Annotated in this window: 12 protein-coding genes; 8 read left to right on the forward strand and 4 right to left on the reverse strand. The window is 40.7% G+C overall.

The annotated features are described in order from the left end of the window. Window positions 1–77: 77 nt before the first annotated feature. Together ACLCDV_RS00365 and ACLCDV_RS00370 are read left to right on the forward strand one after the other, a co-directional pair. Window positions 78–722, forward strand: a complete 645-nt coding sequence (locus tag ACLCDV_RS00365) for an MgtC/SapB family protein (protein ID WP_317668948.1) — start codon at window positions 78–80, stop codon at window positions 720–722. Between the two features lie 47 nt (window positions 723–769). Then, window positions 770–1,147, forward strand: a complete 378-nt coding sequence (locus ACLCDV_RS00370) for a hypothetical protein (RefSeq protein ID WP_153845333.1) — start codon at window positions 770–772, stop codon at window positions 1,145–1,147. Here the strand turns inward: ACLCDV_RS00370 and xseB are convergent. Beyond that, the gene (gene xseB, locus ACLCDV_RS00375; RefSeq protein WP_411972600.1) at window positions 1,139–1,369 is read right to left on the reverse strand and encodes an exodeoxyribonuclease VII small subunit; all 231 of its coding nucleotides are present in this window, start codon (window positions 1,367–1,369) and stop codon (window positions 1,139–1,141) included. The genes ACLCDV_RS00370 and xseB overlap by 9 nt on opposite strands. 42 nt (window positions 1,370–1,411) lie before the next feature. Then, window positions 1,412–2,698 carry an exodeoxyribonuclease VII large subunit gene (gene xseA / locus ACLCDV_RS00380; RefSeq protein WP_411972601.1) on the reverse strand — a complete coding sequence of 429 codons (1,287 nt, stop codon included), beginning with the start codon at window positions 2,696–2,698 and terminating at the stop codon, window positions 1,412–1,414. Between the two features lie 195 nt (window positions 2,699–2,893). Between xseA and ACLCDV_RS00385 the strand changes: the two genes are divergently transcribed. The 3 genes from ACLCDV_RS00385 (at window position 2,894) to radA (ending at window position 7,402) form a co-directional block, all read left to right on the forward strand. After that, window positions 2,894–4,618 carry a serine hydrolase domain-containing protein gene (locus tag ACLCDV_RS00385; RefSeq protein ID WP_411972602.1) on the forward strand — a complete coding sequence of 575 codons (1,725 nt, stop codon included), beginning with the start codon at window positions 2,894–2,896 and terminating at the stop codon, window positions 4,616–4,618. Further along, window positions 4,615–5,775, forward strand: coding sequence for a dipeptidase (locus tag ACLCDV_RS00390; RefSeq protein ID WP_411972603.1), 1,161 nt, complete (start codon window positions 4,615–4,617; stop codon window positions 5,773–5,775). The genes ACLCDV_RS00385 and ACLCDV_RS00390 overlap by 4 nt, the downstream gene beginning before the upstream one ends. Window positions 5,776–6,016: 241 nt before the next feature. Continuing rightward, complete coding sequence (radA, locus tag ACLCDV_RS00395; protein WP_333575972.1) at window positions 6,017–7,402, forward strand: DNA repair protein RadA; 1,386 nt, start codon at window positions 6,017–6,019, stop codon at window positions 7,400–7,402. Window positions 7,403–7,553: 151 nt separating this feature from the next. Here radA and ACLCDV_RS00400 read toward each other — a convergent pair whose 3' ends face one another. Beyond that, entirely contained in the window at window positions 7,554–8,237 is a 684-nt protein-coding gene (locus ACLCDV_RS00400; RefSeq protein ID WP_333575970.1) for a TlpA disulfide reductase family protein, read from the reverse strand. A 72-nt stretch (window positions 8,238–8,309) separates the two neighbouring features. Between ACLCDV_RS00400 and ACLCDV_RS00405 the strand changes: the two genes are divergently transcribed. The 3 genes from ACLCDV_RS00405 to ACLCDV_RS00415 all read left to right on the forward strand — a co-directional run bounded on the left by ACLCDV_RS00405 (window position 8,310) and on the right by ACLCDV_RS00415 (window position 14,180). Continuing rightward, window positions 8,310–9,458: a methionine aminotransferase gene (locus ACLCDV_RS00405; protein ID WP_411972604.1), complete on the forward strand. Its 1,149-nt coding sequence runs from the start codon at window positions 8,310–8,312 to the stop codon at window positions 9,456–9,458. Between the two features lie 141 nt (window positions 9,459–9,599). Then, a complete protein-coding gene (gene nagB / locus ACLCDV_RS00410) occupies window positions 9,600–11,528 on the forward strand; it encodes a glucosamine-6-phosphate deaminase (protein WP_201669845.1) in 1,929 nt (642 codons plus the stop codon). A 162-nt stretch (window positions 11,529–11,690) separates the two neighbouring features. Continuing rightward, window positions 11,691–14,180 carry a TonB-dependent siderophore receptor gene (locus tag ACLCDV_RS00415; RefSeq protein WP_411972605.1) on the forward strand — a complete coding sequence of 830 codons (2,490 nt, stop codon included), beginning with the start codon at window positions 11,691–11,693 and terminating at the stop codon, window positions 14,178–14,180. A gap of 189 nt (window positions 14,181–14,369) precedes the next feature. Here ACLCDV_RS00415 and ACLCDV_RS00420 read toward each other — a convergent pair whose 3' ends face one another. After that, window positions 14,370–16,886, reverse strand: a complete 2,517-nt coding sequence (locus ACLCDV_RS00420; RefSeq protein WP_411972606.1) for a family 20 glycosylhydrolase — start codon at window positions 16,884–16,886, stop codon at window positions 14,370–14,372. Window positions 16,887–16,969: the final 83 nt, after the last annotated feature.

Raw genomic sequence — 16,969 nt, forward strand, 5'->3', positions numbered from 1 at the left:
AAAATCATTCTTTAATAGGGAGGTCATTTGATAGATCTCCCTATTTTTCTTAAATTGGATGAAGAAGAAATAAACTCATGGATAACCTATTACAGCCCTTCCAATCGCGCGACGTCTTACTGATTATGTTATCAGTCTTAATAGGTCTGCTGATTGGGATTGAACGTGAATATCGCAATAAATCCGCAGGTCTGAGGACGTTTATATTGGTGAGTTTTGGATCTTGTCTTTTTACTATTCTTTCGTTAAAAATTGGATTGGCAAATCCAGATCGATTGGCAGCAAATATTATTACTGGTATCGGTTTTCTAGGAGCAGGTGTGATTTTCAAAGAAGACAATAAAGTAAGTGGTATAACGACCGCTACGACAATTTGGGCTGCAGCTTCTTTGGGCATGTGTGTTGGTGCCGGATATATATTTTTAGCGTTTATTGGTGTAGGGTTGGTTTTGGCGATTTTGGCATTGTTAACGTATTTACAGACCTATATTGACAATTGTCACAAAATAAAAGACTATGAACTGCAGACCTCATCTGAGGCAGATTTTGAACATACCGAGCAGTTAATCAGACGGATGGGTTTTAAGGCAGTCATTGTCAGTCAACGCTATAATAAAGAAAGTTTGAATACCATTTGGCGATTGACCGGAAATGTGACCAAACATCGGGAGTTTGTAGAAACAGTACGCCGTGATAGGCAGGTCGTGGCTTATCAATATTAACAAGCTTTAGGATAAGCTGAAATGTATTAGGAAATGATAGCTATATTATGAGTACAGTTAAAATTGAAAAAGGACAGGCTTTTTGGTTAGCGGATCCCCAGGAACATGACTTCCCCGCAGCTTACGATTATTTGGAGCTTTTATTTGTTCCGGAAGAATGTAAGGCCTTTGTTGACAAACTTAGACGAGCAACTACGATAAAAAAGAAATCCAAGGATATTTTGCGGGCTAGTGCACTTCCGCTGCTTCCTGATACCAATCGCCACGTCAAGGAAAATCTAAGAAAGATCAAGAAGAAAGAAAAGCTATCTCCAATTCTGTTGGTTCGGGCAAATGGGAAACTTATCATAGCAGATGGTTACCACCGCTTATGTGCCAGTTATTATTTTACCGAGGATCTTGATGTGCCTTGTCGTTTAGTTTAACGATTCGTCATCATCCGTTTCCTGAGCAGGGGATATTTGCTGTAATAAACTGTTTACTTCGTCCTCTGTCGCTGTTAACTTGGCTTTGCAGACTTGAATGAGGTCTGAAGCTCTCCTGATTTTTCCAGCGAGCTCATCAATATTTGTTGTGCCATTCTCAATTTCCTTTACGATTGTTTGCAACTCGTTAAAGGCATCTGTATAGGTATAATTCTGTTCCATTATGATATGCTTTCTTTAAAATTTTGTGTACCGATGGCCGGATTAAGCCTGGTCCGCATCCAAACCTTCTTTCGGAGATTTATCCGTTACAGTACTGGTAAGTTCGCCATATTCGAGTATCGTCTGTATCACATCGCCCGGTGATACCTGTGTCACCGACTGCAGTAGTTTTCCGTTAACCTTAGTAATTGAAAAACCTTGTTTCAATAACCGAATTGGATCAGAGAGCTGAATAATTCGTTCGGTATGAGCCAAAGCTGTTTTGTGCTCGTAAAACCGCAATTTTATCAAGGAGTTCAGCTCACGTTGAAATTGCTGAACAGCGGTTCTCGAGGTCTGAATTTCTCTTTTTCCGATCCATTGTATATGCGTTGCGAGCTGAGATAGTACATTGCGCTCTTCTTTAAACCGAGAATGAATAAGTTGCTGTATACTTTCCGATGCCTTATCGACCGGAATAGCAAAGTTATGAAACTTCTGAATCAGAAAATCGGCCAGCTCACTGGGCGTAATCGCGTTTTTATAGGCGACCATTTCACTAACCGTGTAATTCGTCGAATGCCCAATGCCCGTCAATACAGGGATTGGGAAGATAGCGATAGCACGTGCCAATAAGTAGTTGTTATAACTGGAAAGCCCGACCTCACCACCCCCTCCACGTATGATGGCGACGACATCGTACGTGTCGATTTTTTCAGCAATAACTGCAAGCTGATTGATAATAGAAGGTACTGACTTGTCTCCTTGTAATAATGCCGGAAAGAGCGTGCATTCTATGCGGTAACCCCAAGGGTTTTGATTAATGATTTTGTAAAAATCAGAAAGTCCCTTACTTGTTTCTACCGAAATAATCGCCAATCTTTTGGGAACCACCGGAAAGCCCAATAATTTATTGGACTCATATATGCCCTCTGCTTTCAGCTTTCGAATACTGTCCAACTTCTCCTTTTCAAGTTCACCTAAGGTAAAAGTCGGATCAATATCAACAATGCGCAAGCTTAATCCGTACATGGGGTCATAGGAAATACTTGCCTGAAATAACATTGTAATCCCTTCCCGCAAAGGTTCTTGGGCGACTTTAAGAAAATTGTTGTTGATACGATTGTAATCCGCTTTCCATAAGATAGACCGAATTTCAGCGACAATTTTACCATCCTGTTTTTCAACCAGTTCAGGATAACAGTGGCCAGAATGCGTATAATGATTGAGCTTGTTCATTTCGGCTTTGATCCAATACAAACTCTTATACCGCTCTGCAAGTGTCTTTTGGATACTGCGGCTGACTTCCAGCAGGGAAAATATTGTTTTATCTTGAATCAATTCTGGCATTAGTCAAACTTACAGAAAAAACCTACATGATGCAATCCGGGGATAGTTGAATCTGCAATGACCAAGGGAGACAGAATTTATTAACCCAGATAGTCAAGTCGGGTAACAAAATTGATTTTTTTTCTAGTGGTCATACTCCTTCGTTATTTAATTCGTATTTTTATTTGATAGAACCTAAAAAACGATAAAAGCAGAATGAAAAAACGATTTTTTGGGGCTTTATTTGCAGGTTTGTTCTGTATTAGCCCCCTGTTTGCTCAATATAAGTCGACGATCAAAAACGAAACAATACTGTTTAATAACCTCGATCAAGTGTTGCCTTTAAAGAATCTGGATCAACACCACATTGCAGTTGTCGTTCCTAACGCTGCAAAATATGCGATGTTCACAGAACAGTTGGCCCGCTATGCAAACACCAAAATCTTTGATTTTAATAAATTTGATGAGGACATCAAATATTATAACACCATTATTGTGGCTGGAAAGGAAGATGACTTAGATGCAGATTGTCTAGCACAGTTGAAGCAGGCCGTATTAAACAATAAAAAAGTTATCCTTTGTCATTTTTTTGAAAACGAAAAGAACAAAAAGAGTTTATCGGAGCACCCACAGTCTGATTTGATCGAATTACTTGCTCCTTTTTCAGAAATGGGACAGCGTCAGATGGCAATGTCTATTTTTGGTGGGATTCCTATAACCGCCGGTCATGTCAAAACCACACAGACAAGGCTGCAATATGGCGCTGCATCAAGTTCTAATCTGAACCTGACCAAATTGACGAAGAAAATTGATGCCATTGCACAAGAAGCCATCGATAAGCAAGCAACACCGGGGGCTGTTGTCATGATTGTGAAAGACGGGCAAGTACTCTTGGAGAAATCTTACGGATTTCACACATATTCCAAAGATGTTCCCACCAAAACAACTGATATTTTTGATCTCGCATCTGTGAGTAAGATTGCCGGCACCACTCCTGTCATTATGCGTCTTGCCGAGCGGAATATTATTAATTTGGATAGTACCATGGGACATTACCTATGGCAGGCAAAGTATACCAATAAAAAGGATATCAAGCTTCGTTCCGTGATGTTGCATGAAGCAGGATTTACACCTTTTATTCCCTTCTATAAATATCTGAAAGCAGGAGACGTTGTTTCAGTGCGCGATGATAACCATCAAGTAAAAATGGCAGACAATAGCTATATCCTCAACAATTATTACCGCGATGTTATGTGGCCCGAGATGCTAAAATCGCCTGTAAAACCCACTGGAAATTATGTGTATAGTGATATCAGTATGTACGTGATGAAGGAAGTTGCAGAACATCAGACCGCTGAACCTCTGCAAGATTATGTGCAGGAGAACTTTTACAGGCCATTGGGGATGACGCGCGCGGGGTACCTTCCCCGAGAGCGTTTTGCAAAGGATGAAATCGTTCCTACCGAGCAGGATACCTCCTTTCGGAAAACATTGCTAGAAGGCTATGTCCACGATCAGGGTGCGGCAATGGCTGGCGGTATTGCTGGGCATGCCGGATTATTTGCTACAGCAAACGATTTGGCAATCTACGGTCAATTGCTATTGAATAGAGGAGAGTACGGGGGGGAGCGCTACTTTAAAACCGAAACAGTAGATTTATTTACCTCCAGGCAATCGACAAGCAGCCGCCGGGGCTTAGGTTTTGACCGTTGGGATCCAAACCCAAAAAATGAATATCCATCTAAGTTAGCGAATAGCTCTGTATTTGGACATACTGGCTATACAGGAACGTGCATCTGGATTGATCCGCAGAATCAACTGATCTATATCTTCTTGTCTAATCGCGTACATCCTCAGGTGAGTACCAAGCTGTTGGACCTGAATATCAGAAGCAGGATTCAGGACGCAATTTATGAAACGATCAATGAAAGTCAAAAATGATAAAAAGCCTGCTATTACTTGGACTAACAATGACGACACTCAACAATGTTGGATATAGTCAAGACTATAAACAGATACACCAAGATTTGGTGGTCGTCGACGGACACAATGATGTGATTTATGAATCCATTTTCCAGGGGAAAAATATCGGCCAGCGAATAAGTACAGGAGCTACAGATTTACCGCGACTGCGGGAGGGAGGTGTCGATGTACAGGTGTTTGCTGTTTGGTCTGATGATGCGAAATGGAAATCCGGGGCATTTAAGCACGCCAATGACCAGATCGATGCATTGGAAAAGGTGATTGCAGAAAATGCCGATAAAATAAGCTTGGCAAAATCTTCACGTGACATTGAGGCTATATTGAAATCAGGTAAAATAGTTGCTTTAATCGGTGTGGAAGGTGGAAATATGATTGAAGGAAAAATCGATAATCTCGTGCGACTCTATACGCGTGGTGCCAGATACCTCACTTTAACCTGGAACTACAATTTGTCTTGGGCGAGTTGCGCTGCAATGGAATCAGGGCGTATGAATCCCAAGGATAAAGGGCTGACAGTAGAAGGTCGAGCAATTATTCGGAAGATGAACGCATTAGGGATGATGGTTGATCTGTCCCATGGCGGAGAGCAGACTTTCTATGACGTGCTGGCGACAACGACCAAACCGATCTTGGTTTCCCATAGCAACGCCTATGAATTATGTCCACATTTCCGCAATCTGAAAGATGCACAATTGGAGGCATTGAAAAAAAATGGCGGCGTTGTTGGTGTCAATTTTTATTCAGGTTTTTTGGATCCATCCTATGAAACAAGACTTAAGGATTTGTATGTAGGCAAATTTGGTGATAAGGGGGATACAACATTGAGTACCTGGTCCATGTATGAAAAGTTGCCAAAAGAACTTCAACGGCAAGCCGATGCTCCACTTTCGAAACTATTGGATCATATCGACTATCTGGTCAAAAAAGTAGGTATTGATCATGTGGCTGTAGGCTCGGACTTCGATGGCATAGAATCCTCACCGCAAGGTCTGGAAGATGTTTCTAAATTTCCGCTACTGACCAAAGCGCTGTTGGAGAGAGGTTATACAAAAACGGATGTTGCGAAGATCATGGGACAAAATTTTTTGCGGATCTTAAAAGAAAATGAAGAATAAACACTTCGGTTTTTTTAAGGTTTGTGAGTAAGGTTCCAGTATACACGCAGCATTGTTCACGTATTGTTAAAATAGTGATGTGGTAGCTAGTAATACGTAATATACTGTATATTGACTTAAGCCGCCATAGGAGTAGCATTATGGAAAGGCTGATCAGTCCTTGCGTAATATCCTGGGTAATATAATAGGTATGGGGCATGATATTACGCTTTTAACAGCTATAAATTTGTAATTTCGTAGCATGGCAAAATCAAAATCAGCATACTTCTGTCAAAACTGTGGCTACGAGTCTCCCAAATGGATGGGACAATGCCCTTCTTGTAAGCAATGGAATAGTTTTGTTGAGGAAGTCGTCGAAAAGACGAGCTCAAAAGTGCCCGAATGGCGCAGTTCTACCACAGGTGGAAGCACGAAAAGAGCGAATAAAGCTGCAATCATCCACGAAATTGTCTATCAGGATGAATTACGGATATTGACTCCTGATCAGGAATTTAACCGGGTTCTTGGTGGTGGTATCGTTCCGGGATCCTTGGTACTTATCGGAGGCGAACCCGGTATTGGGAAATCTACGTTGATGTTACAGCTCGCTTTATCAATCCCCCAAGTCAAGACACTTTATATATCTGGGGAAGAAAGCGAACAGCAAATTAAGATGCGGGCCGAGCGATTGTCACAATCTTCTAAAGCAAATTGTTATATCCTTACCGAGACATCGACTCAAAATATTTTCAAGCAGATTGAGACTGTACAGCCGAATGTCATTGTCATAGATTCTATACAGACTTTACATTCCGCACAAATTGAATCGGCGCCAGGGTCGGTTTCTCAGGTGCGCGAATGTACCGCAGAATTGCTGCGGTTTGCAAAGGAAACCAGTACACCAGTTTTTATTGTAGGGCATATTACCAAGGACGGATCTATTGCAGGGCCAAAGGTTTTAGAACATATGGTAGATACGGTGCTTCAATTCGAAGGGGATCGTCATCATGTATACCGAATTTTACGGGCTGTAAAAAATCGCTTTGGATCTGCTTCAGAACTCGGCATTTATGAAATGCAGGGGTCGGGGCTAAGGGAAGTGTCGAATCCTTCGGAGATTATGATTTCCCAGCGCGATGAACCTGTTAGTGGCGTTTCCATTGCGGCGATGCTCGAAGGAATGCGCCCTATGATGATTGAAGTACAGGCACTGGTGAGTAACTCGGCGTTTGGAAATGCCCAACGCTCTTCTACAGGTTACGATACGAAGCGATTAAATATGCTGTTGGCTGTTTTGGAGAAACGCTTTGGTTTTAGGTTAAGTGCACAGGATGTGTTTTTGAATATTGCCGGTGGGTTGCGTGTTGAAGATCCTGCGATCGATTTGGCTGTTGTTGTTGCAATTATTTCTTCACAACAAGATATCGCGATTCGATCCAATCTGACTTTTGCCGGTGAGGTTGGTTTATCGGGCGAGATAAGGGCCGTAAATCGCATTGAACAGCGTATACAGGAGGCCGAGAAGTTGGGCTTTGATGGTATTTTTATTTCTAAATTCAATACCAAAGGATTGGATGCTAAAAAATATGATATTGCCATTCGTCCGGTTGCCAAATTGGAAGACATCTTCAGTGCTTTGTTTGGCTAAACGAGAAAAAGGGGCAATCAATCGTTTAATATCCTAATTTACTGGGATCATCTTAAAATAGATTTTTAAAGAAAAATGGGTTTTCCAAAGAATGAAAATAAAAAGACCATGCTTTTACTAAAGCATGGTCTTTTTATGGTTCGTCTATAGTTTATTTTTTCAGGACTTCTTTCAATTTCGCGCGTAAAGCATCACCATGTAAATTCTTGGCGACGATTTTCCCATTGGGATCGATCAGTACATTCTGAGGAATAGATTTTACGCCGTATAATGTTCCGACGTCATTTTGCCAACGTTTAAGATCCGAAACATGACGCCAGTGCAATTTATCTGCATGGATGGCTTTAATCCAGGAATTGCGATCCTTGTCAAAGGATATACCCAATATTTCAAAGTTTTCACCTTTAAATTGTTGGTATGTTTTTACAAGATCTGGGCTTTCGACACGGCAATCGGGACACCAAGATGCCCAAAAATCAAGGAGAACATACTTTCCTTTAAAGTCCGAAAGCTTTACAGGGTTACCAGTAGTGTCATTTTGCTTAAACGCGGGTGCTATTTTCCCAATTTGAACCGTTTCCAACGTATTTAAGTAGTCTTGGAACTCTTTTCCTTCACTTGAATTCTTGACATTTTTACCCAAGGTATTATAGAGCGCCTGAAGCTCGGTATATACTGGGTCATAACCGCCGACTCTACGCAAGTCAACCAATGTCGATATAGAATCCGGAGCAGCCTTAACGCGTGCAATATACTCCTCTTTGGTAAGTTCTTTTTTTTGTGCAGAACCAAAGAATGGCAGAACTAAAAAAAGTAGTGTGATGTATTTTATCATGTTATTATTCTTATATATATTTACAAATATAAGAAAATCCACTAATTTAGTAGATTAATAAAATGTCAAAAAATGAACTTCAACCTAACTTCTAAACTTCCACATGTCGGCACGACGATCTTTACCAAAATGACGATGCTTGCCAATGAGCAGCAAGCCTTAAATCTGTCGCAAGGTTTTCCGGACTTTGAGACCGATCCGAAGTTGGTTCAATTGGTGTCTAAGGCAATGGAACAGGGGTATAACCAGTATGCGCCAATGATTGGGGCACAGATATTACGTGATACTATCGCCAAAAAATATCGTGAAGTTTATGACGTGTCGGTTGATGCTACAACGGAGCTTACTGTGACGTCTGGCGGCACACAAGCAATTTTTACAGCTATTGCCACAGTTGTTAGGCCACAAGATGAGGTTATTATCTTTGAACCGGCATACGATTGTTATGCGCCGACGATCGAGTTGTTCGGAGGTAAAGTTATTCCCGTGCGATTATTAGCTCCGGATTTTCAGATTGACTGGGATTACGTAGCTACGTTAATTAATTCCAAAACCCGTTTAATCATCATCAATAATCCGAATAATCCAACAGGCAAAGTACTTGGTAAAGAAGAATTGTTTAAACTTGGAGATTTGTTATCAGGTACCAACGCACTGTTGCTGAGCGATGAGGTATACGAGCATATTGTTTTCGATGGTGTTTCGCCCCAATCGGTACTGGAGATACCCACCTTGCGGGAGCGAAGTTTTGTTATTGCTTCCTTTGGAAAGTTATTGCATACAACAGGTTGGAAAATTGGTTATTGCATTGCCCCGGCGCAATTAACGCAAGAATTTAGAAAAGTACATCAGTTCAATGTGTTTAGCGTAAATACGCCCATGCAATTCGCTATCGCAGCATATCTGGAGGATATAAGCTATGTCAAAGGCCTATCGGATTTTTTTGAGCGGAAAAGGAATTTGTTGAAGGATGGATTAAAGGGATCCCGGTTTAAGATTCTTCCTTGCGAAGGAACTTATTTCCTTAATATAGATTATAGTGCTATCAGTCAGGAGAAGGAATTTGAATTTGCATGCGCGTTAACCAGGCAGCACAAAATTGCAACAATCCCACTTTCTGCGTTCTATAAAGAAGCTACAAATCAACAAGTTTTGCGGGTCTGTTTCGCTAAAAAGGATGAAACGCTATTAAAAGCCGTCGAGATTTTGAATAAGGTATAACCCTATTATTGAGCTAATAGAATAGCTAAAAGGTTTTATTTAAAATATCGCTAAGAAAGAACGACTTTATTAAAATTTTACTTCAACTTGAGGTACTAATTTTATAAATTTGTAATTCACGTTTATCAACATACCCATAAAATGGCTAGATTAAATTTATTGGAAGAAACGCGCTTCGAAAAAGTCCCTGTGAGCGTCTATCCAGATCAAAATTCAGCTTCGAAAAACGTTGCAAATCGTATTGCTGAAATTATTCGTGCAAAGCAAGAGAAAGGTGAGAAAGCTGTTCTGGGCCTTGCTACTGGTGCCACACCGGTAAAAGTCTATCAAGAATTGATTCGTTTGCATAAAGAAGAAGGTTTAAGCTTTAAGAACGTGATTACCTTCAATCTTGACGAATACTACCCGATGCAACCTGACGCTGATCAGAGCTATGTGACCTTTATGAACAAAAACCTGTTCGACCACGTAGATATTGATGCAGCCAATGTAAATATTCCAGATGGTACCTTAGCTCCTGACCAAGTAAATGCATTCTGTGAGGCTTACGAACAGAAAATTACAGCTGCTGGAGGTTTAGATATTCAATTATTAGGTATTGGCCGTACCGGCCATATCGGTTTCAATGAGCCAGGTTCTGCACCTAACTCAGGTACACGTGTCGTAACGTTGGACGATTTGACCCGTCGCGATGCTTCACGTGCTTTTGGTGGAAAAGAAAATGTACCAACAAAAGCGATTACCATGGGTGTAGGTACAATTTTTAAAGCGAGAGAGATTATTTTGATGGCTTGGACCGAGACAAAGGCTGAGATCATTAAAAAAGCAGTTGAGGGTGAAATCTCCGCAGAGATTCCTGCAACTTATCTTCAATTATCAGATAACGTTGAATTTATTCTTGATGAAGCTGCTGCTTCATTGTTGACACGTTTTGATCTTCCTTGGTTGGCTGAAGATGTTACCTGGACACCTTCTTTAATTAAAAAAGCAGTTGTTTGGTTAGCTTTAGAGATCAAAAAACCAATCCTGAAACTTACCGACGAGGATTATAATGCACACGGGATGGCCAAGTTGGTTACAGAAACCGGTCCGGCATATAATATCAACATCCGTATATTCAACGAACTCCAACATACCATCACAGGATGGCCGGGAGGTAAACCCAATGTTGACGATTCACAACGTCCTGAACGTGCAAATCCAGCGAAGAAAAATGTGATTGTATTTTCTCCACACCCAGATGATGATGTCATCTCAATGGGGGGTACATTTATTCGTCTGGCAGACCAAGGACACAATGTCCATGTTGCTTACCAAACTTGTGGTAATACAGCTGTTTGGGATGATGATGTGGTACGTTATCTGGAGTTTGCTGAAGATTTAGCAAAACAAATAGGGGCAGAGGCGGAAGCTTCTCAGATCGGTCGAATTTATGATGAGGAAAGAGCAATTTTTGCGACAAAAAAACCAAATCAGATCGATACTGAACTTGTCCGTAAAATCAAAGCATTGATCCGTAAGGGTGAGGCGATCGCAGGAGCTCGTTTGGTTGGTTTGCCCGATGAAAATATCCATTTCCAGGATCTACCCTTCTATGATAGACAGAAGTTTTCAAAAAATGTATCTTTTGAAGATGATATTCAACAAACAATGGAATTGTTGCGTCAGGTAAAACCACACCAGGTATTTGCTGCAGGTGACTTTGCTGACCCACACGGTACGCATAAAGTATGTTTCGATATCTTGTTTGAAGCATTGAGCAGATTGAGCAAAACAGATGAGTGGACCAAAGATTGTTGGTTATGGTTATACAGAGGAGCATGGCATGAATACCCAATCCACGAGATCCAAATGGCCGTTCCGTTATCTCCACAAGAAGTTTATCGCAAACGTTTAGCCATCTTCAAACACCAATCTCAAAAAGATTTACCTGTATTCCCTGGAGATGATCCACGTGAATTCTGGGTACGTGCTGAAGACCGTACAAGCGAGACCGCAGCTTTATATGACCAATTAGGTCTTGCAAATTATGAAGCTATTGAAGCGTTCGTAAGATGGAAATTTGACTAGAATAATTGTCTGACTATAAAATAACTGTCTGACGACATAAAAAAGTCCTGAACCTGAGGTGGTTCAGGACTTTTTTATTTTTAATCATTCTAAATAGGTTATTTTTTATACCTTTGCGGTGTTATTTAGAATAATTAAAAATAATTACCCAAAATTATTAACATGGACAAACACTTACTAGCTCTTGCTTCTACATTTTTAATCGGAGGTGCAGTATATGGTCAAACCTCGGGAATCGTCAAAGGTAAAGTCGTCGATACACAAAATAATCCCTTAAGTTCAGTAACCGTTTCAATCGGAGATAAAAAGGTCCGTACAGACCATAGAGGTCATTTTAGACTACATGGCATCGACCAAAATACGGTGATTAAATTCACTTATATGGGCTACCAAACAACCGTTATCGATTATGTTTTTAGCACGAAGAGCCCTGAAGTGATTATTGATCCAATCATCCTGGTGAGCAATGAGCAGGCAATTGATGAGGTAGAAGTGTTTGGTGAACGCAACAAAAAGCCAAAAGGCTTGGAAATGATTACACGTATGCCATTAAAACCTTCGGATCAAATTCAGAGTATTTCTGTCATCTCCAATAAGGTCATTCAAGATCAGGGTATTCTGACGTTGACAGACGCTGTAAGAAATATTCCGGGTGTAACTTTGTTTGGTTCTTATGGGGGTGTTAAAGAATCTTTGTCAACACGTGGTTTCAGAGGGGTTCCTGTATTAAAGAACGGTGTGCGGATGGACTCTCAATTTCAGACTGCATCTGGAGTCGTTGATATGCAAGGTGTGGAGTCTATTCAAATGATTAAAGGGTCTGCTGCGGTTACACAGGGTGTTATTACGGATATTGGTAATGCTGGTGGGGTAATTAATGTGGTCACTAAAACTCCTAATTTCACTAATTCTGGAGAGATTGGTGTCCGTGCAGGAAGCTGGGGGCAATTCCGCCCAACCTTTGATTTCCAAACGGTACTAGATAAGAAAGAGACCGTTGCTTTTCGAATGGATGGCGCTTATGAACGTAGCGATAGCTACCGCAAAAGTGTATCCTCCAACCGTGTTTATCTAAATCCATCCTTAGCTTGGAAACCAACGGATAAGACGACAATTACTTTGGAGGGTGATTATTTTAACGATAATCGCACGCCGGTTAATTCTGCAGTCAATTTAAATCCTTCGCAAGGCGTGAATGCGTTATATGTTATCCCGAACAATAAGTTTTTGGGCTTCAATTCCGATAATAATAATACAGAGATGAAGAGCTTTATGGCTCAGATCAATCATGAATTGACCGATCGCTGGAGCATCAGAGCTTCTATTGCAACATCATCTTATCAGGTTGATAACCAATCATCTTCTTCCTCATTGATTAAAGACGATGCAAAACAATATAATACATTCTCGCGCTCAATGAGCAAAAACCTGCGCGATGACAAGAATAAAACTTTTCAGTTTGACTTGATCGGAAAAGATCTTTATACGGGCAAAGTAAAACATTTGGTTCAGGCTGGGGTGGACTATCGTATTGCTGATGCGACAACAACATCTTTTGCAGGAAAATTAAGTCCACTGGAGAAAAATATTCTTTTGAAAAAAGCCGATCAAAATAGTTCTGTAATTGATATTATTGATATTCACGGCGATTGGGTAAATGATCTATCCGAGGTTGTCTATGTCGATTCATTGGGTAACCAGCGAAAAGGAAAGCAAATTGCTTATACGGCAGGAACTCCCGTACGAAGTTATTATTCTTCTATCGGATTTATGGGGCAGGATGTTATTGAATTTAATAAATACATTAAGGCTGTATTAGGTTTACGTTATTCCGAAATTACAACAAAAGATTTCACATCAAACGGTAATAAAAGGGAGTCTGCATGGAATCCAATGGCGGGGGTGATTGTTACGCCATTTGAGAATTTTAATGTATTTGGGTCTTATACAAACTCAACGAATTTAAGGAATGCTGCGAATCCGTTAACCGATGGTACAGCAGCAGGTGCTTCTAAAACCGAACAATTTGAGGGGGGAATTAAATCCGATTGGCTGAATAATCGGTTACGTTTCAATTTAACCTATTTCCATATTTATACCTCTAACTTGACCAATGCGGAGTATAAGGCCGGAACCAATGATCCTACAGGATTATACTTTAAGGCTGGGGATTTGGTACGCGATGGTATTGAGGCTGAGTTGAACGGTCGCGTATTGGAAAATTTGACTGTGATGTTGGGCTATGCCTATTTAGATGCACGATATAAAAATTCACCATCTTATATGGATGGATCGGCACCGATGAATGCGCCAAAACATACGGCAAATGCATGGATACAATATGTATTTGATCAAGGAGCTCTTCGGAACCTGAGTTTAAGTGCGGGCGTTTATTATGTTGGAGACCGACCTGTCAATGAATATAGCTTAACGCCAAATGGACATGGCGAATATTATGGTACAGAACCTTTCAATATGCCAGCTTATACCACATTAAATGCACAGGTGGGATACAAATGGCGCAAATTTGATGCGAAAGTCTTTGTGAATAATATCACCAATGAGATTGGATTGAATTCATACTTCCGAGGTGGTTTTATTAATCAGATCGATCCAAGAAATGCTGCTGTTGCATTGAGTTATAAGTTTTAAGGATACAATATCTATATAAAACAGAAGGGCTGCCCAAAGAAATTGGACAGCCCTATTTTTATTCTATTTTGCCTTTATCAGCTTAAGTGCCAGTTCAAACAGTCGATTTTTGAAGTGACTGATGTTATTTTAGGCAGCTTTTTTTTATTGTCAACGCCAATAGCGTTTATCATTTTGCGTCCCAATGAATTAATAGCTGATTACATCACCTGATCGTCCTTTGGCATCAAATACCTTAAATAAGTATTTCTTTCCAGTCTGGAATGGTATTGGACCGTTCACAAGTTTAGATTTCAAAGTTGGCGTAGTGCCGTTGTCACTGTAATAAACTTTGAAACCGGGATAATCGGTATTGATAAGGAGTTGGCTACCCTCTTTCTTGATTCCAATTTTAGGAAGTCGATAGGTATAGCCTCCATTTACCCGATCCAGTTTTCTCAATTCATCCTCACCTAATTTTTTGATAAAGGAAGTATACGATTTACGATAAGTGGCCTCGTCAAAAGAGTTTCCTTTTTCCCAGGTTTGTTCAGGTGCCCACGCGCGATCAGCAATCGCTATTAAACGTGGAAATATCATTTCTTCAAGACGTTGGTCAGTAGATACCTTTTCTGCCCATAAGGCGCCTTTGATACCGAGGAGGTTTTTCTTCCCTTCCGCTGTGAGCTGTTCTTTATTGGTGTATGCCTCAGGTCTAAGATCTTTTCCGGTGTCATCCTTGCGCAGATTGATGAAGAAATTTTCAGGAGAAAATGAATATGTTCTATTTAGATTAACGGTACCGACCCAACTGTGCCCAGGATCAGCGAAGTCACGGTCCCAAGACATATCCAGGTAGTTGTTTGCAGCGCTCGTGTAAACAACTTTATATCCTGCATTTGCCAATCGATAAGCGAGGTCTTCCTGTCCTTGGCCAGGGAGATTGTTCCAAACGTTCAAATGGATGCCGGATTTTCCTAGATCGGCATTGACAACCATGCCTTTTCCTTTATTGCGCATACCCATTTCTTCCCATCCAGACATCGTCAACCCTTTTTCTTGAACAAGGGTATTAATTTTGGTAATATACAGTGGCCATACATCGAGTACATTAGCGATATTATTTTCCTTCATAAAGGCCAATACCTTTGGCGATTTTTCCCAAACACCACTTGGCGTCTCGTCGCCTCCCAAATCGATAATTTTCAACGGAACTCCAGCTTGATCATGCATCGCTTTGATTTCATCGATCACCTTGCTCAGGAAGTGATAGGTTGAAGGTAGGGCAGGGTTCATGACATTGTCATTCCAGTTTTGTGCAGAATTGTAAACGGATTTGTCCTCTGCATCGTCCAGCAGGAATTCCTCCGCCTTTTGTTTATCGCCAAGTTTTGAGTAATGTGCAAAACGCGCGCGCATTGCTTTGATCGCTGCGCGGGCATGACCAGGAGTTTCTACCTCTGGTATGACGTCTATATGTCTTGCCTGAGCATATTTTAAAATTTCGATATAGTCAGCAACACTGTAGAATTGATGCGGCTTAGCGGTAGCGCCAGATCCATAAGCAGACTGTATTGCCTTTCCATCTTCAAAATTAGCCGAACGGTTGGCTCCGATAGCCGTTAATTCAGGTAAAGATGGGATTTCCAGTCGCCAACCTTCGTCGTCAATGAAGTGGAAATGGAACTTGTTCAATTTGTAGGAAGCCATGAGATCCAATATTCTTAAAACCTCGGCTTTGCTATGGAAATTACGGGCAGCATCAAGCATAAATCCACGGTAACCATAGCGCGGGCTATCTTCAATGTTACCGAATGGTAATGTGATCGATTTTGTGGCTTTATTCCATTGGCTGTGATTGATCAACGATTTTAACGACTGTATGGCATAAAATGCACCCGCTTTATCAGAAGCCTCTATTCGTATACCTTTAGCACCAATCGTCAAGTGATAGGATTCGGGCTTTAAGTTGTTTGTTTTGACAATTTCAATGCCGCCTTGTGGACTGGATGAAGCTACTAGCTTAACGCCTGAATAGCTGGTCAGGAAATCTGTCAGAAAGCCTCCTTCGCTAGCAAATTCATGGTCAACAAACAGTTTTGTACCCGCCGATAGGTTGAATTTCTCGTTATTATTGATGCTGATATTGCTTGGTAAAGGGATGATATGCTGTGCTACTGCACCCTCTACCAGCTTGTTTTGGTCGTATTTATAAGCAAAGTAAGCTGTTTTTTCAGCTTCCGACTGGGGAGCAATTTTAACCGCAGAATAATCCGAAATATTTGTTGCAAGCCCAGTCTTATTATTTTTTAGGTATAGACCAATTGGCCCATCCGTATAATTGACCAGTCCAGTCGTGATAAAATCGATGTGGACTGTATCTTGCGCATTTAATAAAAAGTTATTTTTCTTAAAGCTAACCTGAAAGAGATCTCCGTTTCGGTGGTCTATCGCAAAACGTTTGTCGACCTTATCGGGATCAATAGAGCGAATAAAATTAAACCAGAGGCTCCAGTCGTTGAGTTGAACAGCACTTTTCCCCTTGTTTTTTAAAATTAGGGTGGATACCGGATTTTTACGGATATTCTGTCCGTCTTTGACCTTCCAGGTGAGTTGCAGTTGATCTGCGATAGCACTCGATTTCTGGGCATAGGCTTCCTGACTTAATAAAGCCAAGCCTAGTCCGGCATAGAGTAGCGGTTTTTTGATTTTTTTAAAATTAGTCATGTTGGTTACTTTTTCAATGACTCTAAATATAGCTATTCTAGAGGGTTTTATGATCTATTTTAAAAAATATGAATAAAAAAAAG

Source organism: Sphingobacterium sp. Lzh-3 (genome assembly GCF_046764375.1).
Taxonomy (GTDB): Bacteria; Bacteroidota; Bacteroidia; order Sphingobacteriales; family Sphingobacteriaceae; genus Sphingobacterium.

Excerpts from the sequence above, each read along its gene's own strand:
- radA (WP_333575972.1), top strand. The coding sequence starts at position 6,017 with ATGGCAAAATCAAAATCAGCATACTTCTGTCAAAACTGTGGCTACGAG.
- ACLCDV_RS00400 (WP_333575970.1), bottom strand. The coding sequence starts at position 8,237 with ATGATAAAATACATCACACTACTTTTTTTAGTTCTGCCATTCTTTGGT.
- xseB (WP_411972600.1), bottom strand. The coding sequence starts at position 1,369 with ATGGAACAGAATTATACCTATACAGATGCCTTTAACGAGTTGCAAACA.
- ACLCDV_RS00370 (WP_153845333.1), top strand. The coding sequence starts at position 770 with ATGAGTACAGTTAAAATTGAAAAAGGACAGGCTTTTTGGTTAGCGGAT.
- ACLCDV_RS00405 (WP_411972604.1), top strand. The coding sequence starts at position 8,310 with ATGAACTTCAACCTAACTTCTAAACTTCCACATGTCGGCACGACGATC.
- ACLCDV_RS00420 (WP_411972606.1), bottom strand. The coding sequence starts at position 16,886 with ATGACTAATTTTAAAAAAATCAAAAAACCGCTACTCTATGCCGGACTA.
- xseA (WP_411972601.1), bottom strand. The coding sequence starts at position 2,698 with ATGCCAGAATTGATTCAAGATAAAACAATATTTTCCCTGCTGGAAGTC.
- ACLCDV_RS00415 (WP_411972605.1), top strand. The coding sequence starts at position 11,691 with ATGGACAAACACTTACTAGCTCTTGCTTCTACATTTTTAATCGGAGGT.
- nagB (WP_201669845.1), top strand. The coding sequence starts at position 9,600 with ATGGCTAGATTAAATTTATTGGAAGAAACGCGCTTCGAAAAAGTCCCT.
- ACLCDV_RS00390 (WP_411972603.1), top strand. The coding sequence starts at position 4,615 with ATGATAAAAAGCCTGCTATTACTTGGACTAACAATGACGACACTCAAC.
- ACLCDV_RS00365 (WP_317668948.1), top strand. The coding sequence starts at position 78 with ATGGATAACCTATTACAGCCCTTCCAATCGCGCGACGTCTTACTGATT.
- ACLCDV_RS00385 (WP_411972602.1), top strand. The coding sequence starts at position 2,894 with ATGAAAAAACGATTTTTTGGGGCTTTATTTGCAGGTTTGTTCTGTATT.